We start from the raw sequence: 25466 nt of genomic DNA on the forward strand, positions 1-25466 counted from the left end.
ACCCATGCCGTATCTCTCTTCCTGGGATAGAGGAAATGCGGCCAGTCTGTTCGATCGTATACGGGGGGAGGGGCTTGCAACTCCCCCCGCTTCGGATGTTGAGCAATTGATAGGCTCGGTGAAACGCCAGCTCGATCAGGTGCTCAACACCCGTCCCGGCAGTTGTGCCAGTTCCCCGGAACTGGGTGTCATCGACTTGAACGATGCGACCCAGGGTCAGGCGGACATCAAGGGGCGGGTCCGGGAAGCGATCCGGCAGTGCATCCGACGCTATGAGCCGAGGATCACCCATGTGGAGGTCAGGACACCCGACTATCAGGACAATCCGTTGGAGATGTCTTTTCAGGTGACCGCCCACATACGACTGGAAAATCTGGAGCAGATTGCCTCGTTCAATGTCCACATGGACAACCACCGTCACTACCGCATGGTCTGATCAATGCCGCTGGAACACTACTTCAGGGATGAACTCGCTTTTTTGCGCCTGCAAGGTCGCGAATTTGCCGATGCCCATCCCGAACTGACCCGATTTCTGTCGGAACAAAATACCGATCCCGACGTCGAGCGCCTGCTGGAAGGCTTTGCCTTCCTGACGGGCAATCTGAGGGCCAAGATCGAAGATGAGTTCCCCGAGCTGACCCATGGCCTGCTCGGCATGCTCTGGCCAAACTACCTGCGTCCCGTGCCCAGCATGACCATGATGCAGTTTTCCGTGATCCCGGGCTCCATTGCCCAACCCGCCCTGGTCAGCCAGGGTTGCCTGCTCGATAGCCGCCCCCAGGATGGGGTGAGCTGCCATTTCAAGACCTGCCGGGATGCCTGGATCTACCCCGCCGACATCGCGCGAATAGATGCCCAGAGCGGCACGGATCTCTCCACCATCAGCCTGGACATTTCACTCCATGGCCCGCTGCCCCTGAGCGACCTGCAACTGGACAAGTTGCGGCTCTATCTGGGGGGGGATGGTTACACCGCCTATGAGCTCTATTTCTGGCTTTCGCACCAGCTCTCCCATATCGAGCTGGAAGTCGAGGGCAAGCGCTTTCGCCAGGATGCCAAAGCCCTGCGCAGCGTCGGTTTTGAGCGTGATGATGCGCTGCTGCCTTACCCGAACAACGTCTATTCCGGCTACCGGATCTTGCAGGAGTTCTTCTGCTTCCCGCAAAGCTTCCTGTTTTTCGAGCTCTCCGGTGGCGACTGGCCGCGCCAGCCCTTGCCGGTCAGCGCGTTCAAGATCCACTTCTGCTTCACCAGACCGCTGCCAGCGGATCTGAAGATCCGGCCCGACTCCTTCATGCTCAACTGCGTGCCGGCCATCAACCTGTTCCAGCACGACAGCGAGCCCATCAACCTCAATGGCCGCCAGACCGAATATCCCCTCAAGGCCAGCTATCGCCACAGCGACAGCTTCGAGATCTTCTCGGTGGACAAGGTGGAAGGCTGGGCCGAGGGCAATCTGGGCCGTGCCCGGGGCGCGCCGCGACTCTATCAGCCTTTTGAGAGTTTCCAGCATCAGATTGAGCGGGCCAAGGGCCGCCTGGCGCTCTACTACCGGGTGCGGGTCAAGGAGTCGGTGGCCGGGGAGGGCTTTGAGCATCAACTCTCCTTCGTGCGTGGCGACGAGACCAGCATGGTGCAGCTCGATGAGTCCATCTCTGTGACCCTGACCTGTACCAACAGAGGCAAGGCGGCGCGGCTCAAGGTCGGGGATATCTGCGTGCCGACCGGCAGCTCCCCCTCCTTTGCCACCTTCAGGAATCTGATGCGGCCAACCCGGCCCCTGCATCCGGCTCTGGATGGCAGCCTGCACTGGACCCTCATCTCCAACCTGTCCCTCAACTACGTCTCTTTGCTGCGCCGGGATGCCCTGGTGCAGGTGTTGCGTACCTACGATTTTCCCGCGCTGCAAGACAAGCAGGCGGAGCAGGCATCGCGCAAGCGACTGGCCGGCATCGAGGAGATAACCACCAGTCCGGTCGATCGTCTGGTCAAGGGCATGCCGGTGCGAGGACTCAAGTCGGTGCTCTCCATTCGTCAATCTGCCTTTGGCAGCGAGGGCGAGCTCTATCTGTTCAGCACTGTGCTGGCACATTTCCTCTCGCTCTACGCCAGCGTGAACGCCTTCCACCTGCTCGAGGTGGTCAATTTGGACAACAAGGAGTGCTACAAGTGGCCGGTACAGATAGGTCAGCACTCCCTGATGTGAGGCCCGCCCAGGAGGCGGCTCGCTACAATTTCTTCCAGCTGGTGGAGCTCTTGCGCCAGCAGGATGGCCTGGATCAGGAGAGCGGACTCGATTACCTGCCCGAGCGGGAGCGGATCCGCTTCAAGTCGTCTGCTTCGCTGGGTTTTCCGACCAGCGATGTGCTGACGGTGGATCGCGATGACGAGGGGCGTCACCACCTGGAAGTCGCCTTCCTCGGCCTGCACGGCAGCCAGTCCCCCATGCCCGGTTACTACCTGGACTCCCTGGCCTGGGAGTATGCCCAAGGGGAGCAAAAGCTCGGCCTGTTCCTGGACTTCTTCCACCACCGGCTGTTGACCCTGCTCCATCGCATCTGGCGCAAGTATCGCTACCACGTGCGCTTTCAAAACGATGGTGAGGATGGCTTCTCCCGGCTGATGTTTGCCCTGGTGGGACTGGGCAACGACGAGCTGTGCCACAGCCTGCCGGTCAACCGCGCCAAGATGCTCTCCTACGCCGGAATGCTGGCCAGCCCCAGTCGCTCCCCCGAGGTGGTGGCGGGTCTGGTGGCCCACTGTTTCGACCTGCTCGATGTCGAAGTGGTTGCCTGGCAGCCACGCCGGGTTGCCATTCACGGCGAACAGCAGAACCGGCTCGGTCGTGCCAATGCCTCCCTGGGCAGCGATCTGGTCATAGGCGCGGGCGTCAAGGATTGTGCAGGTAAATTTTTGTTGAAAATAAATAACTTAACTCATGAAGAGTTTCTCACCTTTCTTCCGAACGGCGAGCATTTCCAACCCCTGGTGACCTTCGTCTCCTTCATCTTGCGCGATCAGCTTGCCTGGGATCTGCGGTTGGGCTTCGCCCCGGCCCAGGCCCACGGCATGCAGCTCGGCGAGGAGCAGAGCGGTCGGCTGGGATGGAGCAGTTTTCTCGGCCAGCCGCCGGAAGATCCCTACGTGACCATCTGTGTGCAGGAGTGAAAGTGGAGACCATAAATCAACAGCTGTCCCTGGTGGTGCTCAACAGCGAGCAGCTCGATGGCAATCACAGGGTGCAATACAGCTTTGACGAGCTGGGTGGCACCCTGGGCGCGTCCGAGCAGGATGACTGGCAACTGCGGGACCGGCTCGGTGTCGTCATGCCGGGTCATGCCCGAATCGAGCAGCACGATGGCCGCTTCTGCCTGTGCGATCTGAGCGGCCAGACCTATATCAATGGGGCCAGTTCGCCCATAGGGCGGGCTCGCAAGGTTCACCTGGAGCAAGGGGATGAGCTGGTGGTGGGGCCGTTTCGCCTCAAGGCTTATCTCGGTGCCGTCCGCGTCGAGCCGGACTTGCATCAGGTGCTGCATAACCGGCCATCCGAGCAGCTCGACGACTGGTTGAACGGGGACGCCACTCCGGCCTCCCAGGCCGATGCCGGTCCCCAGGATCTGGCGCTCGACCCCCTGGCTGCCCTGCAACAGGAGCGCCAGCAGAGCCCGCTCATCGACAGCCGCCCCTCGCCGCGGCAGGGCATTGCCGCCCTGTTTGCCGAGGCGGATGCCAGCGCCCCCAAGCATTGGACCGACCGGGTCCCCCCCACTTTTACTTCCGCCGTTAGCGAGGACACCATGAGTCAGGAATATCTCGACATCCCCACCATCGAAGGGGCCGGGCATGATTATCAGGATCTGCACAACGAGGCGAGCCATGTGGCGCTCACTCCGCTGATGCGTGGCCTTGGCCAATCCTTGCGCGCCGCAGACAGCATGCAGGCTCACGACATGCTCGAGGAGATGGGCAGAACCTTGCGGGCGCTGGTCGAGGGGCTCCTGCTGTTGCAGGCGGATCAGACCGCCCTGACCGACAAGCATCTGCGGCCCATCGAAGATAACCCCCTGCGTCTGGGACTGGGTTATGACGACACCCTGGCGCTCCTGTTCGCCGAACAGCAGAGCCCGGTCCATCTGGCCGCCCCTGCGGCGGTTGCCGAGAGCCTGCGCAATATCCGGGTCCACCACGTGGCCAACCAGACCGCCATCAAGGCGGCGCTGGACAGCATACTGCACGCCTTCTCCCCCGCGGCACTGCGCTCGCGTTTCGAGCACTATCGCCGTACCCGCAAACCCGACGACATGAGCGAGGAGGCCTGGAGCTGGATCATGTATCAGCACTACTACCAGGAGCTCACCTCATCTCGTCAGCAGGGCTTCGACAAGCTGTTCCATCAGGTATATGCCCAGGCCTATGACAAGGCCCTGCGCGAGCAACAAGGACTTATCTGATGCGCTCAGTGCTCTGCCTGCTGTTGCTGCTCGGGCTGTCCGCTTGCACCACCATGGGCAAGATGGCTGACGTGGCCATGGATCCGGATATCCAGGTCGGCAGTCATGACGATCAGCCTTCTACCTTGGGGCTCAGCCTGCTGGCCGAGCCCGATGTCAATCCGAACGAGGGGGGAGAGGCTGCGCCGATCGAGTTCCAGATAGTGCTGCTGGCCGAAGACTCCAAGCTGCTGGCCACCGATTATGACCAGGTGACGGCGGATCCGGAGAAGGCGCTGGGCAAGAACTACCTGGATCATCAGGACTACACCCTGCTGCCGAACCAGTTCAAATATCTGCCGCCTATCGAGCTTGACGAGAAGACCCGCTACATCGGCGTCATTGCCCGTTATGCCGACCCGAACAGCGCCGAATGGCGCAAGGTCATCAAGGTGCGCAGCAAGGGGCGGGCTTATCAGTTGCTGGTTCACCTGCGACTCGATGAAGTCGAAATACAGAAAGAAGAAGAATAACTATGTCCAGTCGAAATCGGGTTATCTGGCGTGAGGGTTTGTTCATCAAACCCCAGCATTTTCAACAACAACAGCGTCACGGGGATTACAGCCTCCAGGCCAGGCTGAGCGCGCTCAGCGACTACTTCTTCGGCCTGCAATCCTTGAGCATCAATGAGGATTATCTGGGCTTTGGTCGCATCGCCCTGGTCGGTGCCAGCGGCATCTTGCCCGATGGCACAGTGTTCAATATCCCGAACGATGATCTGTTGCCGCCCCCCCTCGAGATCCTCGATGCCTCCTTGGCCAACCAGAAGGTCTATCTGGCGCTGCCGTTGTCGGTGAGCGGGGTCAACGAGGTGAGTGACCCCGAGCAGGGGATCGCCACCCGGTTGCAGGCCCAGCGCCATGATGTGCGGGATCTGCACAGCGAAGGGGGGGACGTGGTCTCCCTGGAGATTGGCAAGGTGAGCCTGCGGCTCATGCTCGAACGGGAAGATCGCAGCGCCTACGCCTCGCTCGCCATCGCCCGCATCCTGGACAAGCGCCCGGATGGCAGCCTGGTGCTGGACAGCAACTTCATGCCGTGCAGCATCAGCGTCTCCGCCATCCCCAGCCTCAAGCGCTTCCTGGGCGAGATAGCGGGCCTGGTGGGGGAGCGGGCTCGCAGCCTCTCCCAGCGTATCGCCGCCCCCGGTCAGCAAGGGGTGGCCGATGTGGCCGAGTTCATGATGCTGCAACTGCTCAACCGCGCCCAGCCCCAGCTCACCCATCTGGCCCGGCTTGGCACCCTGCACCCCGAACGGCTGTTCGAGGCACTGGTACAGCTGTGTGGCGAGTTGATGACCTTCACCGATGAGTCCCGTCTGCCGCCCCTGTTTGGTGCCTATCGTCACGACGATCAGCAACAGAGCTTCGAGCCGGTGATCCTGGCCTTGCGTCAGGCGCTCAGCACTGTGCTGTCGCCGCGCGCCGTCTCCATTCAGCTGCACAAGCATCAATACGGGGTCATGGTGGCCATGGTGGGCGAGAGCGAACTCATGGCCAGTGCCGATTTCGTGCTGGCGGTGCGGGCCCGCATGCCCCAGGAGCAGCTGCGCAAGCAGTTGCTGCAACAGATCAAGGTGGCATCGAGCGAGAAGATCCGCGAACTCATCAGCTTGCAACTGCCGGGGATCCCGCTGCTGCCACTGCCGGTGGCGCCGCGCCAGCTGCCTTATCACGCCGGTTACAGCTACTTCCAGCTCGACCGGCAGAGCCCGGCCTGGCAGATGCTGATCAAGGGCAACACCATCGGCTTCCACATCGCAGGGGATTTCCCGGAGCTCGACATGCAGCTCTGGGCCATCCGCAGCCAATGAGCCCCCGAAGGGAGGAGTATCACAGATGACCATGGACATCATTCACAGCGACCAGATGCAGGACCTGCTGTTCGACCATGCCGAGCAGCTGGACATGGACTCGGATTACTGGTTCCGCCTGCGGGGCCAGAGCATCAACCCCATGATAGATGCGGTGACCCCGCTGCTGGGCTTGGTGCAGCGGGTGCGTCAACTGACCCGCCATGATCGGGTGCCAGAGCTCTATCAACGGGTGGTCACCGAAGTGCAGGCCATCGAGCAGGAGCTGACGGCCCATGGCTATGAGCACGGGGTGGTCTTGTCGTTTCGCTACATCCTCTGCACCTTCATCGATGAGGCCGTCATGGGCCGCGACTGGGGCAGTCAGAGCGAGTGGTCGGAACACTCACTGCTGACCCGCTTCCATAACGAGACCTGGGGCGGCGAGAAGGTGTTCGTGCTGCTCGCTCGTCTGCAAGAGGATCCGGTGCGCTATCGCGACATCCTGGAGTTCATCTACCTGTGCCTCTGCCTGGGGTTTGAAGGGCGCTACAAGGTGATGACCCAGGGCAAGGGCGAGTTCGAGCGGGTGGTGAGCCAGCTCCATCGCCAGCTCAAGGGCGAGGCACAGACCGAGGCGCCCCGGGTCTTTCACCTGGATCTGGGCCAGCAGGCATCCCGTTATCAGTTACCCCGCCAATGGTCCCTGCGCACTCTCTGCATCGGCAGCGCCCTGGTATTGGCCCTCATCTTCGGTCTCTACCATCACCAACTCGATAACCAGACCCAGGACGTGCTGCGTCAACTGGGCGAATTATTAAAATAAATACTAAGGAGAGCACGCCTTGATCCGTATAGAACTGCCAGTACTGGTGGAAAGACTCAACCCCATCTGTCGCCACATGTTGGAAGAGGCTGCCGCCTTGTGCGTCAGCCAGCAAGGCAGCGAGATCCGTATCGAGCATCTGCTGCTCAAGATGCTGGAGACGCCCCTGTGCGATGTACGCCAAATTCTCAAGCGGGCCGAGGTACCGGTCGATGAGCTGACGGGACTGCTGCAACCCCGGGCGGGGGATGCCAGTACCGATCCGGGCTACCCCTCCTTCTCACCGCTGCTGGTCGAGTGGCTGCAAGACAGCTGGCTGCTGGCCTCCGCCGAGTTTGGCCATGCCCGCTTGCGCAGCGGCGTCTTGTTGCTGGTGCTCCTGATGACCCCCCAGCGTTATCTCAGCGCCGGTATCAGCCGTCTGCTGGCCCAGGTCAACCGCGAACTGCTGCGCCAGCAGTTCGATGAGTGGGTGAAAGAGTCTGCCGAAACTCAGGTCAGCGTCAACGCCAGCGGCGCCGCGACCCAGGGCGCCCTGCCTGCCGATGCCAGTCTGCTGGCCCGCTTCACCCAGAATGTGACCGAACAGGCCCGCCAGAACCGCCTGGATCCGGTATTGTGCCGGGATCACGAGATCGATCTGATGATCGACATCCTCTCCCGCCGACGCAAGAACAACCCCATCGTCGTGGGGGAGGCCGGGGTCGGCAAGAGCGCCCTCATCGAAGGACTGGCGCTGCGTATCATCGCGGGTCAGGTGCCGGAAAAATTGCGGGGGGTCGAGCTGCTCAGTCTGGATCTTGGCGCCATGCAGGCCGGGGCCTCGGTCAAGGGGGAGTTCGAGAAGCGCTTCAAGGGGGTGATGCAGGAGGTCAAGGAGTCGACGCGTCCCATCATCTTGTTCATCGACGAGGCGCACACCCTGATAGGGGCTGGCAACCAGGCCGGTGGTCTGGATGTCTCCAACTTGATCAAACCGGCCCTGGCCCGGGGTGAGCTGCGCACCATAGCCGCCACCACCTGGAGCGAATACAAGAAGTACGTGGAGAAAGACGCGGCCCTGTCGCGCCGTTTCCAGCTGGTGAAGGTGGGCGAGCCCTCGGCCTCGGAGGCGACCGTGATCCTGCGCGGCCTGCGCAGCATCTACGAGCAAGCCCATGGGGTGCTGATCGACGAGGAGGCGCTGCAGGCTGCGGCCCAGCTCTCCGCCCGCTATATCTCGGGTCGCCAGTTGCCGGACAAGGCCATCGACGTGCTCGATACCGCCTGTGCCCGGGTGGCCATCAACCTGACCACGCCGCCGCGCGCCGTCAGTCACCTGCAAAACGCGCTGCGCCAGCGGGAGCTGGAAATTCGCCAACTCGAGCGCCAGGCCATGATTGGCCTGGGCGACAACGCCGAGCGCCTGGCCGAGCTGCACGAGGCACAGCAAGCCTGCACCCTGGCTCTGGGCGAGCAGGAGGCGCACTGGCAGCAGCAGCAGAGCCTGGTGCACGAGATAGTGGCGCTGCGCGCCGCGCTGCTCGATGGCCAGCATGACCAAACTCAGGCGGAGCAGCCCCAGGCTGAGGTGGATCTGGCCGACGCCGCCATGGATCCCCAGCTCGCCATCGCCCGTCTGACCCAGCTCGATGCCGAACTCACCGCCCTGCAACAGGGGGCCGTGCTGGTCTCTGCCCACGTGGACAAGGGCCAGATAGCGGCGGTGATCGCCGAGTGGACCGGGGTGCCCCTCAACCGTATCTCCCAGGGGGAACTGGATGTGGTGACCCGTCTGCCGGAGTTTTTGGGCAACACCATCAAGGGGCAGGGGGTTGCGGTTGCGCACCTGCACAAGCATCTGCTCACCGCCCGCGCCGACTTGCGCAGGCCGGGTCGCCCCCTGGGCGCCTTCCTGCTGGTGGGGCCAAGCGGCGTCGGCAAGACCGAAACCGTGCTGCAGATTGCCGAGCTGATGTTTGGCGGTCGTCAGTATCTCACCACCATCAACATGTCCGAGTACCAGGAGAAGCACACGGTTTCTCGCCTCATCGGCTCGCCTCCCGGCTATGTCGGCTTTGGCGAGGGGGGCGTGCTGACCGAAGCCATTCGTCAGAAACCCTACTCAGTGGTGCTGCTCGACGAGGTGGAGAAAGCCCATCCGGACGTGCTCAACCTCTTCTATCAGGGCTTTGACAAGGGCGAACTGGCCGACGGCGAGGGACGAGTCATCGACTGCAAGAACGTGGTGTTCTTCCTCACCTCCAACCTGGGCTTCCAGACCATAGTGGACCATGCCGAGCAGCCCAATGCCCTGCTCGACGCCCTCTATCCGGAACTGGCCGCCTTCTTCAAGCCCGCCCTGCTGGCGCGCATGGAGGTGATCCCCTATCTGCCGCTCGGTCACGACACCCTGGTCGAGATAGTGCAGGGCAAGCTGGCGCGACTGGTTAGCCTGCTCAAGGAGCGGTTCGGTGCCGAGGTGGTACTCGAGCCCGAGGTGGCCGAGGAGATTCTGCGCCGGGCCAATCGCAGCGAGAACGGGGCCCGCATGCTCGAATCCGTCATCGACGGGGCCCTGCTGCCGCCGGTCTCTTTGCAACTGCTGCAACGCCTTGGGGCGGGTCAGGCCATCAATCGCGTCAGCTTCCGGGTCGAGTCGGGTGAGTTCATCGCCGAGGTCGAGGGCTAAGCCATGTTACAAGCCCTCGAGTTTGCCCTGGCCCTGACCCGCGCCCGTGATGAGCAGAGTCTGTGTGACTGGTGGCTGGCCGAATTGGCGACCCGCTACCAGGCCAGCGGCATGCTGCTGGCCATGCTGGATGTCAGTGGTCGCGAGCTGCACTGCCAGGGACGGGTGCAAGGGCAGCCGGTCACCATGGTGCTGGGAGCGGATGATTTCGCCCATCCCCTCGCTTATGTACTGCACAAGGCGCAGTCGCGCACCTGGGATTCCCTCTATGGCGGTGCGCGCATCGAGCATAAAGGGTTTCGCCAACTGTTGACCACCCTTGGCCAAGGCACAGGGCTGCACGCCATGCCGCTGGTTGACAGCCAAGGCAAGCCGTTCGCCGTGCTGGCCCTGCTCGATGAGGGAACCCGGCTGCAAGCCTGGAGCGTGGAGCCTTGCCTCACGGCCCTGGCGCAACTGTTTTGCAATCAACTGACCCTCATTCGCGAGCTGGGCCGCAGCCGTCGGGATCAATCGGTGCTACGTGACTCCCTGCGCTTGATCAAGGGGGAGGGGCAGCGTCAGCGCCAGCATGAACAGCTGCTCGATGAGCGGCTGGTCGGCCAGTCTGCCGCAATCCGCGGCCTGCGCCAGCAGATCCATCAGGGGGGCCAGCACAGGCTGACTGTGCTCATTCAGGGGGAGACGGGCAGCGGCAAGGAGGTGGTCGCTCGCCTGGTGCACCAGTGCTCGGATCGCGCCGACAAGCCCTTCGTGGCCATCAACTGTGGCGCCATCCCGGAAAACCTGATTGAGAGCGAACTGTTTGGCTACCTGAAAGGCGCCTTCTCCGGGGCCCAGCACAACAAGGCGGGCCTGGTGGCTCAGGCCCATGGCGGCACCCTGTTTCTGGACGAAGTGGGCGACATGCCCCCCGCCATGCAGGTCAAGCTGCTGCGGGTGCTGGAAACCCACAGTTACCGACCCCTGGGGGGGGAGAAGGAGTGTCACTCCGATTTTCGCCTCATCGCCGCCACCCATCAGCCCCTTGAGCGTCGGGTGGAGGAGGGGACGTTTCGCAGCGATCTCTACCACAGGCTCTGTCAGTGTCTGCTGCACATAGCACCTCTGCGCGAGCGCAGTGAAGATATCGCCCCCCTCACTCAGCACTTCCTGGCCCAGTTTGGCGCCGCCGAGGGCAAGGTGCTGGGCAAATTGCAGGGCAGCTTCCTGCGCCAGCTACAGGGTTACGACTTCCCGGGCAATGTGCGCGAGCTGCGCAACCTGCTGGAAGTCGCCTGTGCCCACACCCTGGCCGGTGAGGAGATTGGCCTGGAGGCGCTGCCTCCCGAGCTGCAAAACCGGGTGTGCGCCAGCTTGCCGGGCCTGCTCGATGACTACAACCACATCCGGGACTTGCGCATGGCCATGCAGAAATACGAGGCCTCGGTGATCGAAGCCAGGCTGCGCCACTACCAGGGCAATCGCCTGCTGGTGGCCCAGAGCCTCAATATTCCCAAGCGCACCCTGGATCACAAATGCCAGAAGCTGGAGGTGAACTGATGCCTCTTAACCCGCTGGAGGTGAACTGATGTCCCTTAGCCTGATCCCCTTGCTGCTCGCTGTCACGACTCAGGGCGATGCGCTCGCGCCTCAACTGCAACAGTGCCGTGCCGAAGCGTCTCCGCTAGTGCGCTTGGCCTGCTACGACGCCATCGGCAGCGGGGCCGTCGCCCTGGCCGAACCCGCCCGTCAGTCCGAACTCTGGCAAGCCATCTGGCGCCAGGAGCAGGGTAGAACGGCTCAAAGCGAGCCCTTCTTGCTCGGCCAGGATGCTGAAACGGACGCTGAGCAGGCCAGTCTGTTGCTGACTCGACCCGCCTTGCGTGGCGCCACCCTGGCCATCAGTTGCAGCAACAGCATCACCAGCTTGCGACTGCGTCTGGATGAACCCTGGGTGGGGAACCGCGTCGAGACCCGACTCGATGACGCGCTTCGCCAGGGCAACTGGTTCGTGCGCGAGCAGGGCATGCTGCTGGAGTATGGCCGCGGCCTGCCCGCCATCGATGAGCTCAAGGGCTGGGTTGGCCATCGCCAGCTCACCCTGACGGCGCCCAAGGGGGTGATGTTGCAGTTTGACCTGACGGGTCTGGGCAAGGCCTTGTCGCCCTTGCGTCAGCAGTGTCGCTGGTAGGGGGGCGCATGAGTCACATTCACCCCTGGTGCCAACGCCTGTTGACCGCGATCCCTGAGGAACGCAGCCGCGAGCCGGTGCCCCCCGACAATGGCAAGTGGGACTATGTGGAGACCGAACTGGTCAAGCTGGGCTCCCTGGCCCACAGCCAGGTGGATCTCGATGCGGTCGCCGAGTCCTGCCTGCAACTGTTTGAGTTGCATACCAAAGACATGCGGGTATTGGCTCAGCTGCTGCGCTGCCTGCAACAGCCGGCCAAGCTGGCGCCCTTCGCGACGGCCCTCGATCTACTGGAGGCCTGGCTGGGTGCCTACTGGTTGACGGCCTGGCCGCACAATCTTGCGCAGAAGCAGCGCTTGATGACTCAGATAGTGAAGCGCTTCGAGGCGGCGGCTGAGCGTAGCTGCGAGTCGGCCAGTGCCGCTGAGTTGAGCCAGCTGCTTGGCCGCTGGGACAGGCTCTCCTCCCGCTGGCTTGCCCTGTGCCCCGACAAGGAAGAGACCCTGGCCAGTCTGGGCAGCGCCCTGCGCCGGGCCCAGAGCCAGCAAGCGGCCCAGCAGCAGGCCGAGGGTGGCCAGCGTGCCCAGACGGCCCCATCGGGAGCGAGCAGCGCGACCGCGATGGGGCTGACGGCCACGCCATCTCCTGCTGCGCCTCTGGAGATAGACAGCAGCAATGACAGGGCCTGGCGCCAGACCCAGCTCAAGGTGGCCGAACTGCTGATCGAGCGCCAGAGCGAGGCGGCGGTGGGATATCGGCTACGCCGCCACGCCATCTGGTCCGGGATAGCGACGCCGCCGCTGGCGGGGGCCAATGGCAAGACCCAGTTAGCGCCGGTTTCCGCCGACATGGTGGATGAGTACCGCGCCGCCATGGGCCAGCCGACCCAGGCGCTCTGGCAGAAGGTGGAGCAGAGCCTGACGTTGGCGCCGTACTGGCTGGAGGGTCACCAACTCTCCTTCGAGCTGGCCAGGGCCCTGGGCTTCAACGAGGCCGCCCAGGGGATCCGGGAGGAGGCCCAGGCCTTTCTCGCGCGTCTGCCCGGGCTCAAGGCCCTGAGCTTTAGCGATGGGACCCCTTTTCTACCAGCAGTTTGCGCGAGCTGGTTGCAGCAGGCGCGGGCCGGTGAAGGGGGGGCAGAGCTGGGATCCCTGGCGCAGCTCGATCTGGACGAGGGCGGATTGGCTCTGGCCCTGCAGCGGCTCGAGGAGCAGATGCAGGGGCTCAGCGAGCCCCGCTCGCGCTTCTATGCCGAACTGGTCCAGGCCGATCTGCTGGCGCAGGCCGGCATGGGGAGCCTGGCACGGCAACATTATCAGCATCTGTGGCAAACCACGGTCCGGCTGGGTCTGGCCCAGTGGGAGCCAAGCCTGGTCAATCGCCTGGAACAGCACGCGACCCCTGGGTCGAAATGAGTCATCGAGTCGGAGTTGAATCACAATCCTATGTTCAAGACCCTATTTAGTTTTTTACGGCAACAGCTGCCCAAGCTGAAACCCTCCTGGACCCTGTTGGGGGGACTGGTGTGGGTCGTCGTGCTGATCCTGGCCTGGTGGCTCGGCCCGCGTCTGACCCTGGGGGAGAGCCAGCCGCTGGCCTCCGTCTGGGCTCGGGTGGTATTCACGATGATCTGGCTCTGGCTGGCGCTGGGGATCCTCGCCTGGCGCCTCTATCAGGGGCTCAAGGCCGATCGCCTGGATCGCGAGAAAGAGGTGGTGCTGGAGCAGGATCCGACCCAAGCCTTGGTGGACAGTCAGCAGCGTTTCCTCGACCGCTGGCTGGGCGCCTTGCGTCAGCACCTCGGCAAGCAGGCGCTCTATGCCATGCCCTGGTATCTGGTGCTGGGCCTGCCTGGCAGCGGCAAGAGCAGCCTGATCCACAGGGCCAACCCGGCCAACAAGCTCAACCCCAGGCTAGACAACGAGCTGCGCGATGACGCCCAGGGCCAGCAGATCGACTGCTGGCTCGGTGAGCAGGCGGTGATGCTGGATCCCGATGGCCAGCTGTTTGCCCAGCCGGGCGCGGATGAGATGAACTCGCCGGCGCAACGGCGCTGGCATCACCTGCTTGGCTGGTTGCGGGACAATCGGGGTCGCCAGCCCCTCAACGGCCTGGTGCTGACGGTGGATCTCGCCTGGCTGTCTCAGGCCAGCGTCTCCGAGCGCAAGGCCTATGCCCAGCTGATGCGGGCGCGCTTGCAGGAGCTGGTGGGCACCCTCAATACCCGTTTGCCGCTCTATGTGGCCTTCACCAAGCTGGATCTGCTGCACGGCTTCGATGCGGTGTACGAGGCGCTGGATAAAGAGGCCCGCGAGGCGGTGCTCGGGGTCACTTTCGAACCCGGCACCAGCCAGGGCAAGCAGTGGTTGCAGGATCTGGAACTGTTCTGGGATCAGTGGCTGGTCAATCTCAATGACAACCTGCCGGAGATGTTGCTGGCCGGGCGCGGCGACAAGCAGCGCAATGCGCTGTTCGCCTTCGTGCGCCAACTGGCGGGGCTCAAGGATTATGTGACCGCGCTGCTGGGCGAAACCCTGGCCCCCCTGGAAGAGGGCAAACCCATCATGGTGCGCGGCGTCTATGTCAGCTCCGTTTACCAGCAAGGGGTGCCGTTTGATGCGTTCGCTCAGGCATCGGCCCGCCGTTATCAGCTGCCAGACCCCATTTACTCCTCGTTGCGCGGGGAGTCGACCACCTATTTCGTGCGCAATCTGTTCGCCGCCATCATCTTCCCCGAGGCCCATCTGGCCGGGGAGAATCGCCTGCATACCCTCTATCGCCGCCGTCGCATGGCGGTGGGCATCGGCGCCATCGCCCTGGTGTGCGCCGGGTTGGTTGGTGGCTGGCACTACTACTACCGAGTCAACGAGGCGGCGGGGCAGGTCGTATTGGCCAAGGCTCAGGACTTCATGCAGACCCGGGATCTGAGCGGTCAGGATGCCCTGGGCTTCAACCAGTTGCCCCGCCTCAATCTTATTCGCGAGGCGACCCTGTCGTTTGGCAACTATCGGGAGCGATCCCCGGTGCTGGCGGATTTGGGGCTCTATCAGGGGGACGAGATAGGCCCCTATGTGGAGGGCTCCTATCTGCAACTGCTGCGGCTGCGCTTCCTGCCGGCCCTGATGCAGGGACTGGAAGAGGATCTCGAGCAGGCCCCGGCCGGTAGCGAGGAAAAATTCGCGATATTGCGGGTGATGCGCATGCTCGATGATGCCTCCGGCCGTGACAAGCCTCAGGTCGAGCAGTTTATGGGCAGCCGCTGGCAGCAAGCCTTCCCGGGTCAGGGAGTGGCGCAGGATCAGTTGATGGGTCACCTGGATTACGCCCTGGACCATACCGACTGGTATGGCAGCCGTGTGCAGAAGGATCAGGCGGCCATCACGGCCTTCGCCCCTTTCCAGCAGAGCGTCTATGGCGCCCAGCGTGAGCTTGGCAAGCTGCCGCTCTATCAGCGGGTTTACCAGAATCTGGTGCTCAAGGCCGACGAAACCCTGGCGCCGGATCTCAATATCCGCGACGAGGTGGGGCCGACCTTCGACAGCGTCTTCGTGCTGCGGGACGAGAAGCGGGGCCTGGTGCCACGGCTGCTCACCTATCCGGGGTTCAGCACCTTCTTCCTCAAGCAGGATACCGCGCTCATCGACTTGACCGCGACCGATGCCTGGGTGTTGGGTCAGCGCAAGAACACCCGGTTGAGCGAGGCGGATCGGCGGGAGATCACCCGTCAGGTCAACGATCGCTATGTCACCAACTATGTGGGCCAGTGGCAGAACCTGCTGACCAACCTGGATGTGCAACCCCTGCAAAACCCGCAGCAGGCCCTGGATGTGCTGGCGGCCATCACGGGCAACGATCAGCCGTTCCAGCGGGTCATCTCGACCCTGGACGACAACACCCGCATCCGCCAGCTGTCGGACAAGGAAGGGGATCCCACCCAGGCCATCTCGGCCCGGATAGGTCGCCCCTTCCTGGCCACCAACGCCGTGCTGAGCGGGCGCGGTGAGCAGGGGCCGCTCATCTCTGAGGTGACCCAGAAGCTGACCGATTTGCAGCACTACCTCGAGCTCATCGTCAACGCCACGGACCCGGGCCAAGCGGCGCTGAAAGCGGTGCAGATGCGATTGACCAACAAGTATGCGGATCCGGTGTTTGCCCTGCAGCAATACGCCACTGGCCTGCCGATGCCCCTGGATCGCTGGGTGAGCCAGCTGGCCGAGGAGAGTTCCCGCCTGGTGGTGGACCTGGCCATGTCCTCCCTCAATCAGGAGTGGCAAGACCGGGTGGTGACCCCCTTCAACACCGAGCTGGCGGGGCGTTATCCCTTCAATCCGGTGTCGGCCAAGGATGCTCCGCTCTCCGAGATGGAGCGCTTCTTCGCGCCGGGCGGCACCCTGGACAGCTTCTATCAGAGCAACCTCAAGCCCATGGTGGAGAGCGGTCTGATGGATGGCGATTACGGCTCGCCAGTGCAGGCCGAGTTGCTCAAGCAGCTCGAGCGGGCGGCACGGATCCGTCAGACCTTCTTCACCCCCAAGGGCAATCTGGAGGTGCAGTTCGTGCTCGAACCCATCGAGCTGACCGCCAACAAGCGGCGCAGCGTGCTGAACCTGGACGGCCAGTTGCTGGAATATGCCCATGGTCGGCGCAGCAAGGTGCCCTTGGTGTGGCCAAACACCATGCGGGACGGGGCCGAGAGCAAGATAACCCTGGTGCCTGCCGCCCGGGACAGATCGCCGCGCAGTGAAGGCTTCGTCGGGCCCTGGGCCATGTTCCGGCTGATGGACAAGGGGGAGCTGACTCAGGTCAAGGAGGCCGCCTTCGACGTGCGCTTCCCGGTGGATCAGGGCGCCATGACCTACAGGGTCTATACGGATGCGTCTCACAATCCCTTTGCCGGGGGCCTGTTCAGCCAGTTCAGTCTGCCTGAATCCCTTTATTGATAGCTAATGGCGAGACACCGGGGCGAGTCCCCGGTGTGCTCCCAGCGAGTGGAATATTGATATGCAAGACGCACAACAGGCACTCAAAATAGGCTCGGATCCCCGCATGCTGCCCGAATACGAGGCGCTGCGCAGCGAAATCAACAAGTTGAGTCATGCCTCTCGTCCCGAGGTGGATTGGGCCCGGATCCATCAGCTGGCGAGCCAGATCTTCGAACGGCACGGGGTGGATCTGCAGACGGCCATCTATTTCGTGTTGGCACGCTCGCGCCTGCAGGGCCTCAAGGGGTTCGCCGAGGGGTGCGAGTTCATGGCCAACCTGATCGTCAGCCAGTGGCAGAGCGTCTGGCCGCCGGTGCATCAGGAGCGGGCCCGGGTCGAGATGCTGGACTGGTTCATCGCTCGTGTCAGCCCCATCATCCGTGAATACCAGATAAGCCATGACGACAAGCGGCTAGTCTATCGCTGCGAGCGGGCCTTGCAGCTCATCAGCGAGAAGCTGCACCACAGCGGGCTCAGCCGCATTCCCAGGGTCGAGAATCTGGTGCACTTCATCGAGGGTTATACCCATCTGTTCGATGAGGCAGAAGTCGTGATTGTCGCGGATGAAGCGGGACTGAGCGACGATCTGCAGATCCCGCCCATGGTGTTCTTCCACGGCGAGCAGGGCGCCCAGGTCGCCGCCGGGTCCGAGAGCGCCTCTGGAAACACCGCGAGCAGCCCGGTTCAGGGCAGCATACTGGTGGGACGAGAACCCGGCACCCTCAGACCGACAGTGCTGAAAATCGAAGCCAAGCACAAGCGACGTCCGGCCTGGCAGTGGTTCGGTCTCGGGGTGCTCTGCTGTGCGCTGCCCGTGCTGGCAGGGTGGGGTTGGCAGCTGAGTCAGCAGCCGGCCAGCGTGCAACAGCAGGTGGAGCAGGCCAAGCGCAGTGCCATGATTGCCCGCCTGCAACTGCCCGCCCAACCCATGCCCAAGGGGCTGGATCGGGACGATATTCGCCAAGCGCGCATCCTGCTTGGCGAGCAGTCCCTTCAGGATCTGGCGCCCACCTTGATCGGTGATTACCAGCGTCGGCTCGCCCAGCTGGAGCAAGTCTCGCCCCTCTACTGGTATGGCTTTGGTGACGAGCTCACGAACTCCATGCAGCGCCTCTACCCGGAGACGGCCCAGGTGCAGGCCATGACCCGCCAGTGGCAGGATGCCCTGCTGCGTCAGCGTGGCAATGCCGCACAGACTGGATCCGCTTATCTGGGGGTCAGGGAGGGGATCGATGGTCTGCTCGGCACCCTGCTCGAGCTGGAGCGTCAGCGCAAATCGGTCACCATCTCCTACCTCAAGTCCCGCCTCTACGAGATCCAGAAAGATCTGCTGGTGGAGGTGCCATTGGACGCGAGGTTGAGCGAGATGGAGACGCGGGGAGGGCAGGTGCCTCCGGCTCAGCTCAAGAGCATGGAGGATGAGCTCAAGTCGCTGACGGTACGCCTCTATCAGCTACAGCAGTTGGCCGAGCGCCAGAACGATGGCGTCCAGCCACCCGGTTGAATATCAGGCGGTGCCGGACGCTGTCTGGTGCCGCCATGCAAGGAGAATCATATGTGCCCTACCATTGCCCTGCTCGGAGATCTCGGTACCGATCATGATGGCTTCGTACCATCGCCCATCATCGCGGCCAGTCCCAATGTGCTGCTCGACGGCAAACCGGTCGCGCGTCAGGGGGATCCCCTGGCGTCCCATGACAAACCCAATAATCCCCCCCATCCGCGCAGCATCGCGGGCGGGGTCGGTTCTGTACTGGTCAACGGCAAGCCCATTGCCGTGACCGGCACAGAGATAGGCTGTGGTGGCGTCGTCATCGGCACCGGCAGCGGCTTGGCAGGATAAGGAGCCCCCCATGGCAGACAGCACAGGACTTCAGTTCACCATCAAGGTAGGGGCCTTGCCCGAATCCACCTTCGCCCTGGTCGAGTTCAACCTCGATGAGCAGCTGAGTCGCCCCTTCAGCCTGCGGCTCGATCTCGCCAGCCATCAGGCCGATCTCCCCTTCGCCGACCTGCTCGACCAGCCCTGCGAGCTGCTGGTCTGGTACAACGGCGAATTGCAGCGCCGGGTCAGCGGTGTGGTCAGCGACGCGGCCCAGGGGGACAGCGGCTTTCGCCGCACCCGCTACCAGCTGGCGGTCAAACCGGCCCTGTGGCGCCTGGGTCTTCGCCGCAACGCCCGCATCTTCCAGGCGCAAAAACCCGATGAAATCATCAGCATCTTGCTGCAGGAGGCGGGCATCACCGACTACGCCTTCGCCCTGAAAAACGACCATGGCCAGCGGGAATATTGCGTCCAGTACCGGGAATCCGACCTCGACTTCGTCGACCGCCTCGCCGCCGAGGAGGGCATCTTCTACTTCCACGAGTTCGAGCAGGGCAAGCACCGCATCGTCTTCGCCGATGATGCCGCCGCCCTTGTGGCGGGCCCCGAGCTGTTCTTCAATCTCGGCAACCGCTCCCTGGAGCAGGGCCCCTATGTGCGCCAGTTCCACTACCGCGAATCGGTGCGCACCAGCGATGTGGAGCTCAAGGACTACCATTTCCAGACCCCGGCCTATGGCCTCTCCCATCAGGCGGTGGGCAGCGCCCTCGACCATCAACGGGATGCCTATCAGCACTTCGATTACCCGGGCCGCTTCAAGGCCGACCCCAGCGGCAAGGCGTTCAGCCAGTACCGGCTCGATGCCCTGCGCAATGACGCCGCCATCAGCACGGGCCAATCCAACTGCGCCGCCCTGCAGCCGGGCCAGCGTTTTACCTTGAGCGAGCACCCCAACGCGGCCCTCAACGACGACTGGCAACTGGTCAGCATCCAGCACACCGGCAAACAGCCCCAGGCCCTGGAAGAGGAGGGCGGCAGCGAGCCCACCGTCTATTACAACCAGTTTGCCGTGGTGCGCGCCAAGCAGAGCTGGCGCCCCCAGATCCCCCCCAAGCCCATGGTCGATGGCCCGCAAATCGCCTTCGTGGTGGGCCCGGAAGGCGAGGAGATTTACTGCGACCAGCATGGCCGGGTGAAATTGCAGTTCCCCTGGGACAGATACGGCGCGAGCAACGATCAGAGCTCCTGCTGGGTGCGGGTCAGCCAGGGCTGGGCCGGTGGCCAGTACGGCATGATGGCCATCCCGCGCATCGGCCACGAAGTCATCGTCAGCTTTTTGGAAGGGGACCCGGATCAGCCCATCGTCACCGGCCGCACCTTCCACGCCACCAACCGGCCCCCCTACGAGCTGCCTGCCCACAAGACCCGCACCGTGCTGCGCACCGAGACCCATCAGGGCGAAGGCTTCAACGAGCTGCGCTTCGAAGATCAGGCCGGGCAGGAGGAGATCTACATTCACGGTCAGAAAGACCTCAATGTGCTGATTGAGAACGATGCGGCCTGGCACATCAAACACGATCAGCACAGCGACATCGACCATGAGCGGGTGACCCGCATCAAGGTCAATGACCATCTCACTGTGAATGGCGAGAAGCGCGACCACATCAAGGGCGATCTGTCGCTCAGCGTGGATGGCTCCCTGCACCAGAAGCTGGGGCAATCCCTGCTGGTCGAGGCGGGCTCCGAGGTCCACCACAAGGCGGGCATGAAGATAGTGCTGGAGGCGGGCGCCGAGCTGACGCTCAAAGTGGGTGGCAGCTTCGTCAAAATCGATCCGAGCGGCGTGACCCTCAGCGGCGGCAGCATCAAGCTGAACTCCGGTGGCAGCCCAGGCAATGGCTCCGGTTGGGCGGGCAAGATGCCGACCCTGCCTGGTGAGGTGGAAGTGGTGGCGCCCCCTGCACCCATGGATCCCGTTCGTCAGATTGCGACGCTCAAATCGGCCGAGCCCGTCTGCGAGATCTGTGAGCAATTGGCGGCCAAGGAGGGAGGTGCCTGATGCAATCCTGCCTTACCCAGACTCGGCCGGATATACAGTTATCTGACTCAGAACGGCTCTATTTGCTGCTCGATGGCGGCCAGATAGCCGCCCTTGAGCAAAGCCTGTTCGAGGTAGAGGGTTCACCTGACTACCAGCCGCTCTACCTCTATCATCCCTGGGACAGCCTGAGGGAGGCGAGTCCCTGTCTGGTCAGTGCCAGTGCGGCCCTGTTAGAGTGGTTTATGGAAAAGCGTGAACCATCATGGGGTTACCTGTTATCTTCCCCCCTTTCATTGCTGCCGTTGGCCGAGAGTCTGCGCACGCTCATCGAGGCCGAGAGCCCCTACGGCAGCCGGGTACTGCTCAAGCTGGCCATGCCGGAGACGGCGTGGCGGCTGTTTGATGGCGACGACGGCTGGCTATGGCAGGGGGTGAGTCAGGTCTGGATCCCGATCAGAGCCGGGTGGCAACACAAACAGGTGCCATCGCCGCTGTCGCCCAGACAAGGGGATCGCCTGCGACTGACCGATGAACAGTGGACGCGCTTGGGGGAAGTGAGCTGGCAGCACACCCTGGACGCCATCTCGCGCCACATGGCCACATGGTTTCCCGCGCGTTTGGCCGAGCAGCTTGATGCTTCCCAGTGGGTCGCCCAGTGGGCCCAGTGGGGTTATGACAAGGGGTTTCAGAGTGAGCGGGATCTGCTGCTGATGTTCAACGTGCTGGGTTATCTGGGCCTGGGGGCTATGCAGGCCCCCGATGTTGCGTCAGCCCAGCCTGGCGAGGATGAGCATGCCGATATCCGGCAGTTGATCTTGTCCACTTCCAGTCAGACCCCCTCCCAGCGAATTGAACGGGCCGCCGAACTGGCCCAGACCCGCGTGCAGAACAAGAAGGAGAGAGTGGCATGAGCACCCCCAATCAGGCTGCCCAGTGCGCAAGTCCGAGCGATGGTAAGAACCCAAACGGGGCTTGTCCGTTCAAGAACAAAGAGATAGCCATAGTACCGGTGCGCTATGCCCTGGATGAGGTGTTTGAGACAGGTGCCAAGCAACCCCATCCGCTGCCAGCAAAGGAGTTCAAGGGCCCTCTGACGCTCAAGGGCAGTGCCTACACCCTGCGCCAATTGCGTGATGGCTGGCTCTATGTCTATGACGAGACGGCCAAGGTGCTTGATGAGTACGAGATCAAGGGGGCGCAATTTATCAGCGCCAGCAAGGGGAGCAAGGGACACCTGCTCTACCCGGCGACGCACAAATTATCGATGATGTTTGCCCATCAGCCTTGGACTGACCGACTCAAGGTGGCCTATGGCGAACAGCGCTCTTTGCGTAGTAAAGGGATGCGCAGTTTCTCTTTGTTGCCTCTGGCTAGCAAGTTGGGAGGCATGCACGCCGGGCTCTTGAGCCTGCTTGAGAGCCATGTGGCAGATATGGCGCAGGCCAATCAAGGCTTCCCCTTGAGTTGTGCGCCCCTCAACGCCCCGGCTGAAGCTAAGCCAGGTCTGCTCTGGTGTGACAAGGCCGCCCAGGCTGCGAGTGCTTATCAGGCGGGGATATCTGATCCCCAGAGCGCCCTGATGGTGGTGCTGGATGATCCCATCTCTGACATGCACGATCTGACGCTGCGCCTGAGTGATACCTGGGCCAGGCAGGAGGCGCCGTTCAAAACCGATAGCGATCGCCATCGCTGGAGCATGGCGGGGATCACCGAGATGCTGGCCCTGCCCCCCTTGAGCGAAGCCGAGTTGCCCGCCGCCGCGCGGGGCAATCGTCTGGCGAGCTTTCGCTTCAAGCGGAAGGTGCAGGGCTATCTGGCGGCGCGCCACGCCTTCAATGAGAAGGTGATGAATGGCTCGGGTAACAACTACTCCCTTGCCGAGGAGCAGCGCCTGCAAGCCATGGGCGATGAGTTGGAGCAAGCGGGCTACACGCCGAGCCGGGCGCTGGCCCAATGGTCGGGGGCCCGGCTGACCGATGAGGTCAACTGGACTGGGCTGGAAGCCCTGATAGCCGCGCAGCAGCCGCTGCTGGATGAGTTGCGGGAGCAGTGGCAACTGAGTTTTGCCGATGCCTTGCTGGGGCTGGACGCTGTGGGGAAGGAGCCCCTGCCGCTGGGGATAGATCCCGAGAGCCCCGAGGGGCAGACCTTCTTGCTGAGCGCCAACGGGGAGTGGTTGAACATCTTGGCGATGACTGCGCCGGGGGAGAAGCAGGCCGCAGAACTGCACAAGCTGCTGGGTAAGGGCGCCCTGCCAGCCTTGGTCTATTACGGTTTTTCCGCCCAAACGAAGGAAGACGTCATCAAGGATACCCCTTGGCTCAACATCGGCAACGGCACGGCGCTGGCCAATGCCAGTGCAGGTTGGAGCGCACTGGCGGCGGATGGCCGCCTGCTCGACAGTGCGCTGTTTGCCGGTCTTGGCAAGAGTGCCCAGGCGACCATGGCGGCTCTTAACAAGGCGGTGACCGGGCCTGGCATGCAGGCCTGGGAGAGGCTGACCATGGCGCTGCACCCGGCACTGCTCAAGGGGCAGCAGGGCTCGGCCTGGGTCGCAGCGGCAGCACTGGAGGCGGTTCACACCGGTCAGTCAGCCCGCTTCAACCCGAACTTTGCCAGCGAGTTGCAGCTCTGGGCACTCAAGGTGGGAGATGCGGCAGGCTCCCAAAGCCGCTTGCTCGGTAACACAGGGCAAGCCGTGACGCCCTTGCAGATCCAGCGTCTGCAGGAGATGAGTGAGCAGATCAAGGCGGCGCGCACCCCACGGATATTGCTGCTGGGTGGCGGCAATCAGGAAGCATTCGAAGCCAGAGTGGCCCGCTATCAGGGCGCATTGGCCAAAGGCGGTGCCCAGGGGGCCCGCGCGGCGAGCCAGGTGTGGGGCGACTGGGGCAACTTTGGTGGTGTGGCGGCCCTGGTCAATATGGCCAATCTGGCCTGCGCCCTCAATGGCTTTGAGGAGAACCAGCGCAAGGCGCGCGGGGATGCCAAGGCCCAGTCGGATCAGGCCCGTGCCCTGGCCTATACCGCCGCCTGGACTGGCAGCGCCATCGCCGGGGTCTATCAGGGCAAGGCCTATGGGCAGTTGACCTCACAGGGGGGCTTGCTCAATATGGTGCTTAAGGATGCCATGGCCGATGCTCCCGTACTGGCCAGCCGATTTGCCCTCTCCATGGGGGCCATGGCGGGGCTGGGATTGGTGGCGGCAACATTGGAAGGGTTAGAAACGCTCGAAAAGATGAAAGATGGCACCAATTCGGAAATAGAACAGTTTGCTTACGGTTTAAAGGCTTTAGGGCTGGCTGGCCAGTGGGCCGCTGCTTTTGGTTCCGGCGTTGGCTTGCTAACAGGCGCTAGTATCACAGCTATTTTCGCCCCCTGGATGGTGGTTGCCCTAGCCATCGGTGGTATCGCCTATCTGCTCGCCACCCTGTTGCTGGGTCGTTATGGCCGCATTCCCCTGGAGCGCTGGTTGCTGCAATCGACCTGGGGCAGCGAGCCCAATTTGACTTGGACGCCAGCAATCGAATTGCAGGAGTATGAGCGGCTCACCGCGGCTCCCCAGATAGAGATGACGAACACTGAGCTGGTGATCCGGCTGCCGAATCACATTGACAAGATCAGCCTGAAACTCGGCGCCCGGCGCATGGTGAAGATGTCCTACCCCGATGGCAGCCCGAGGTTGATGCCGCGTGGCGACAAGCCAGAGGCCATTGCATTGGCAAGCAGCAACGGGCAAGGGGGAGAATATCGCGTCCCTCATACCCTGAACCCGCACGATCAGCTCATCGCACTGATCACCTACCCGGCAGACGAGAGCCTGAGCGGCACAGCGCAGCGCTTCGTGGTGCGTGGCGATCTGCGGGCGGGGGTCGTGCTCACCGCAGAGCGTGATGCCAGCCTGCCCATCGAAGGCATAATGATTGGAATAGCACCATGAGTGAACAGCAAACCGACAACCTGTCTCCCCTGCAAGGGGAGGCCTTGCGCAGCTATATCAGCGACAGCTATCGCAAATTGGAAAATGAGCCCGTGCTCTATCAGTGGAACATTAACCATAAGCAACATCATGCAACCTTCATGGGGGTTGCCCAGTTTTTTGTTTTGGGAGCATTAGCAACTTACGCCGCAGGGCAGTCAGATCTTTTATTTTCCACCACGCATCTTATTTACATGTTGGTCGTTATGTTTATCGCAATTAGCGCCCGCTACCTATTTGCTCCAAACCAACTCTATCACTACCACATTACTGCCAAAGGGTTCTTCTATACCCAGCAGGATAATATTCCCGATATCGCCTTTACCATCGCCCGTGGGTTGGGCTGGTTTGGCTGTGGTGTCTGTGTGCTGGCTGCGGGCGTGTTGGGCCCTGCCGCCTTTATTGGCGCCGGTGCCAGTGCCCTGTTGGCATGGAAAATAAAGGATATACAGCCGGTAGAAAAGAAAAATGTATGCCTCTTCGTTAAAAATGAAAAGAAAATGACAATCAGACTATTTGAAAGGAAGAGTGCAATTAAGTTCATTGTCAGTCCTTTATCTCCATATACCTATGCATTTATATACTGCAAGGAGGGAGAAACTGAAAAAGTGATGCAGTTATTATCACCTTATATCGCTGCTTATGACGTTATAAAAGTTAATAGCTGGCGTGAATTTTAGGACG

The 25466-nt window shown here is 62.5% G+C and carries 18 protein-coding genes; all 18 read left to right on the forward strand.

Features of this window, described 5'->3' with window-relative positions; all coding sequences use genetic code 11:
• The first annotated feature begins 4 nt into the window (after window positions 1-4).
• The 18 genes from tssE (at window position 5) to M2366_RS09330 (ending at window position 25462) form a co-directional block, all read left to right on the forward strand.
• Entirely contained in the window at window positions 5-436 is a 432-nt protein-coding gene (gene tssE, locus M2366_RS09245; RefSeq protein WP_042043868.1) for a type VI secretion system baseplate subunit TssE, read from the forward strand.
• Between the two features lie 3 nt (window positions 437-439).
• Window positions 440-2206, forward strand: coding sequence for a type VI secretion system baseplate subunit TssF (gene tssF / locus M2366_RS09250; protein WP_259236021.1), 1767 nt, complete (start codon window positions 440-442; stop codon window positions 2204-2206).
• Complete coding sequence (gene tssG / locus M2366_RS09255) at window positions 2170-3168, forward strand: type VI secretion system baseplate subunit TssG (RefSeq protein WP_042043865.1); 999 nt, start codon at window positions 2170-2172, stop codon at window positions 3166-3168. The genes tssF and tssG overlap by 37 nt, the downstream gene beginning before the upstream one ends.
• Before the next feature lie 2 nt (window positions 3169-3170).
• Window positions 3171-4454 (forward strand): type VI secretion system-associated FHA domain protein TagH, encoded by a 1284-nt coding sequence (tagH, locus tag M2366_RS09260; RefSeq protein WP_042043864.1) that lies wholly within the window; start codon window positions 3171-3173, stop codon window positions 4452-4454.
• Window positions 4454-4966 (forward strand): type VI secretion system lipoprotein TssJ, encoded by a 513-nt coding sequence (gene tssJ / locus M2366_RS09265; RefSeq protein WP_042043862.1) that lies wholly within the window; start codon window positions 4454-4456, stop codon window positions 4964-4966. Before tagH ends, tssJ begins: the two co-directional genes overlap by 1 nt.
• A gap of 2 nt (window positions 4967-4968) precedes the next feature.
• On the forward strand, window positions 4969-6306 hold the full coding sequence (gene tssK, locus M2366_RS09270) for a type VI secretion system baseplate subunit TssK (RefSeq protein WP_259269538.1): 1338 nt from the start codon (window positions 4969-4971) through the stop codon (window positions 6304-6306).
• Window positions 6307-6331: 25 nt separating this feature from the next.
• Window positions 6332-7111, forward strand: coding sequence for a type IVB secretion system protein IcmH/DotU (gene icmH / locus M2366_RS09275; RefSeq protein ID WP_259269539.1), 780 nt, complete (start codon window positions 6332-6334; stop codon window positions 7109-7111).
• 19 nt (window positions 7112-7130) lie between these two features.
• Window positions 7131-9782 carry a type VI secretion system ATPase TssH gene (tssH, locus tag M2366_RS09280; protein WP_259269540.1) on the forward strand — a complete coding sequence of 884 codons (2652 nt, stop codon included), beginning with the start codon at window positions 7131-7133 and terminating at the stop codon, window positions 9780-9782.
• Between the two features lie 3 nt (window positions 9783-9785).
• Complete coding sequence (locus tag M2366_RS09285) at window positions 9786-11324, forward strand: sigma-54-dependent Fis family transcriptional regulator (RefSeq protein WP_259269541.1); 1539 nt, start codon at window positions 9786-9788, stop codon at window positions 11322-11324.
• A 28-nt stretch (window positions 11325-11352) separates the two neighbouring features.
• A complete protein-coding gene (gene vasI / locus M2366_RS09290) occupies window positions 11353-11955 on the forward strand; it encodes a type VI secretion system-associated protein VasI (RefSeq protein ID WP_042043852.1) in 603 nt (200 codons plus the stop codon).
• Window positions 11956-11963: 8 nt separating this feature from the next.
• Window positions 11964-13370: a type VI secretion system protein TssA gene (gene tssA / locus M2366_RS09295; RefSeq protein WP_259269542.1), complete on the forward strand. Its 1407-nt coding sequence runs from the start codon at window positions 11964-11966 to the stop codon at window positions 13368-13370.
• A 30-nt stretch (window positions 13371-13400) separates the two neighbouring features.
• Window positions 13401-16895 (forward strand): type VI secretion system membrane subunit TssM, encoded by a 3495-nt coding sequence (gene tssM, locus M2366_RS09300; RefSeq protein WP_310508867.1) that lies wholly within the window; start codon window positions 13401-13403, stop codon window positions 16893-16895.
• Window positions 16896-16956: 61 nt separating this feature from the next.
• The gene (locus M2366_RS09305; RefSeq protein ID WP_259269544.1) at window positions 16957-18441 is read left to right on the forward strand and encodes a VasL domain-containing protein; all 1485 of its coding nucleotides are present in this window, start codon (window positions 16957-16959) and stop codon (window positions 18439-18441) included.
• Window positions 18442-18492: 51 nt separating this feature from the next.
• Complete coding sequence (locus tag M2366_RS09310) at window positions 18493-18780, forward strand: type VI secretion system PAAR protein (RefSeq protein WP_259269545.1); 288 nt, start codon at window positions 18493-18495, stop codon at window positions 18778-18780.
• 10 nt (window positions 18781-18790) lie between these two features.
• On the forward strand, window positions 18791-20821 hold the full coding sequence (locus tag M2366_RS09315) for a type VI secretion system tip protein VgrG (protein WP_259269546.1): 2031 nt from the start codon (window positions 18791-18793) through the stop codon (window positions 20819-20821).
• Window positions 20821-21714 (forward strand): DUF4123 domain-containing protein, encoded by an 894-nt coding sequence (locus tag M2366_RS09320; protein WP_259269547.1) that lies wholly within the window; start codon window positions 20821-20823, stop codon window positions 21712-21714. The genes M2366_RS09315 and M2366_RS09320 overlap by 1 nt, the downstream gene beginning before the upstream one ends.
• Window positions 21711-24743: a toxin VasX gene (locus M2366_RS09325; protein ID WP_259269548.1), complete on the forward strand. Its 3033-nt coding sequence runs from the start codon at window positions 21711-21713 to the stop codon at window positions 24741-24743. The genes M2366_RS09320 and M2366_RS09325 overlap by 4 nt, the downstream gene beginning before the upstream one ends.
• Window positions 24740-25462 (forward strand): hypothetical protein, encoded by a 723-nt coding sequence (locus M2366_RS09330; protein ID WP_259269549.1) that lies wholly within the window; start codon window positions 24740-24742, stop codon window positions 25460-25462. The genes M2366_RS09325 and M2366_RS09330 overlap by 4 nt, the downstream gene beginning before the upstream one ends.
• Window positions 25463-25466: the final 4 nt, after the last annotated feature.

This window comes from Aeromonas sp. BIGb0405, from assembly GCF_024807335.1.
In the GTDB taxonomy this organism is placed as follows: domain Bacteria; phylum Pseudomonadota; class Gammaproteobacteria; order Enterobacterales; family Aeromonadaceae; genus Aeromonas; species Aeromonas rivuli.

What these genes read in the sequence shown, in the direction of transcription:
- tssE (WP_042043868.1), top strand. Translation starts at nt 5, where the DNA reads ATGCCGTATCTCTCTTCCTGGGATAGAGGAAATGCGGCCAGTCTGTTC.
- tssF (WP_259236021.1), top strand. Translation starts at nt 440, where the DNA reads ATGCCGCTGGAACACTACTTCAGGGATGAACTCGCTTTTTTGCGCCTG.
- tssJ (WP_042043862.1), top strand. Translation starts at nt 4,454, where the DNA reads ATGCGCTCAGTGCTCTGCCTGCTGTTGCTGCTCGGGCTGTCCGCTTGC.
- tssK (WP_259269538.1), top strand. Translation starts at nt 4,969, where the DNA reads ATGTCCAGTCGAAATCGGGTTATCTGGCGTGAGGGTTTGTTCATCAAA.
- icmH (WP_259269539.1), top strand. Translation starts at nt 6,332, where the DNA reads ATGACCATGGACATCATTCACAGCGACCAGATGCAGGACCTGCTGTTC.
- M2366_RS09285 (WP_259269541.1), top strand. Translation starts at nt 9,786, where the DNA reads ATGTTACAAGCCCTCGAGTTTGCCCTGGCCCTGACCCGCGCCCGTGAT.
- vasI (WP_042043852.1), top strand. Translation starts at nt 11,353, where the DNA reads ATGTCCCTTAGCCTGATCCCCTTGCTGCTCGCTGTCACGACTCAGGGC.
- tssA (WP_259269542.1), top strand. Translation starts at nt 11,964, where the DNA reads ATGAGTCACATTCACCCCTGGTGCCAACGCCTGTTGACCGCGATCCCT.
- tssM (WP_310508867.1), top strand. Translation starts at nt 13,401, where the DNA reads ATGTTCAAGACCCTATTTAGTTTTTTACGGCAACAGCTGCCCAAGCTG.
- M2366_RS09305 (WP_259269544.1), top strand. Translation starts at nt 16,957, where the DNA reads ATGCAAGACGCACAACAGGCACTCAAAATAGGCTCGGATCCCCGCATG.
- M2366_RS09310 (WP_259269545.1), top strand. Translation starts at nt 18,493, where the DNA reads ATGTGCCCTACCATTGCCCTGCTCGGAGATCTCGGTACCGATCATGAT.
- M2366_RS09315 (WP_259269546.1), top strand. Translation starts at nt 18,791, where the DNA reads ATGGCAGACAGCACAGGACTTCAGTTCACCATCAAGGTAGGGGCCTTG.
- M2366_RS09320 (WP_259269547.1), top strand. Translation starts at nt 20,821, where the DNA reads ATGCAATCCTGCCTTACCCAGACTCGGCCGGATATACAGTTATCTGAC.
- M2366_RS09325 (WP_259269548.1), top strand. Translation starts at nt 21,711, where the DNA reads ATGAGCACCCCCAATCAGGCTGCCCAGTGCGCAAGTCCGAGCGATGGT.
- M2366_RS09330 (WP_259269549.1), top strand. Translation starts at nt 24,740, where the DNA reads ATGAGTGAACAGCAAACCGACAACCTGTCTCCCCTGCAAGGGGAGGCC.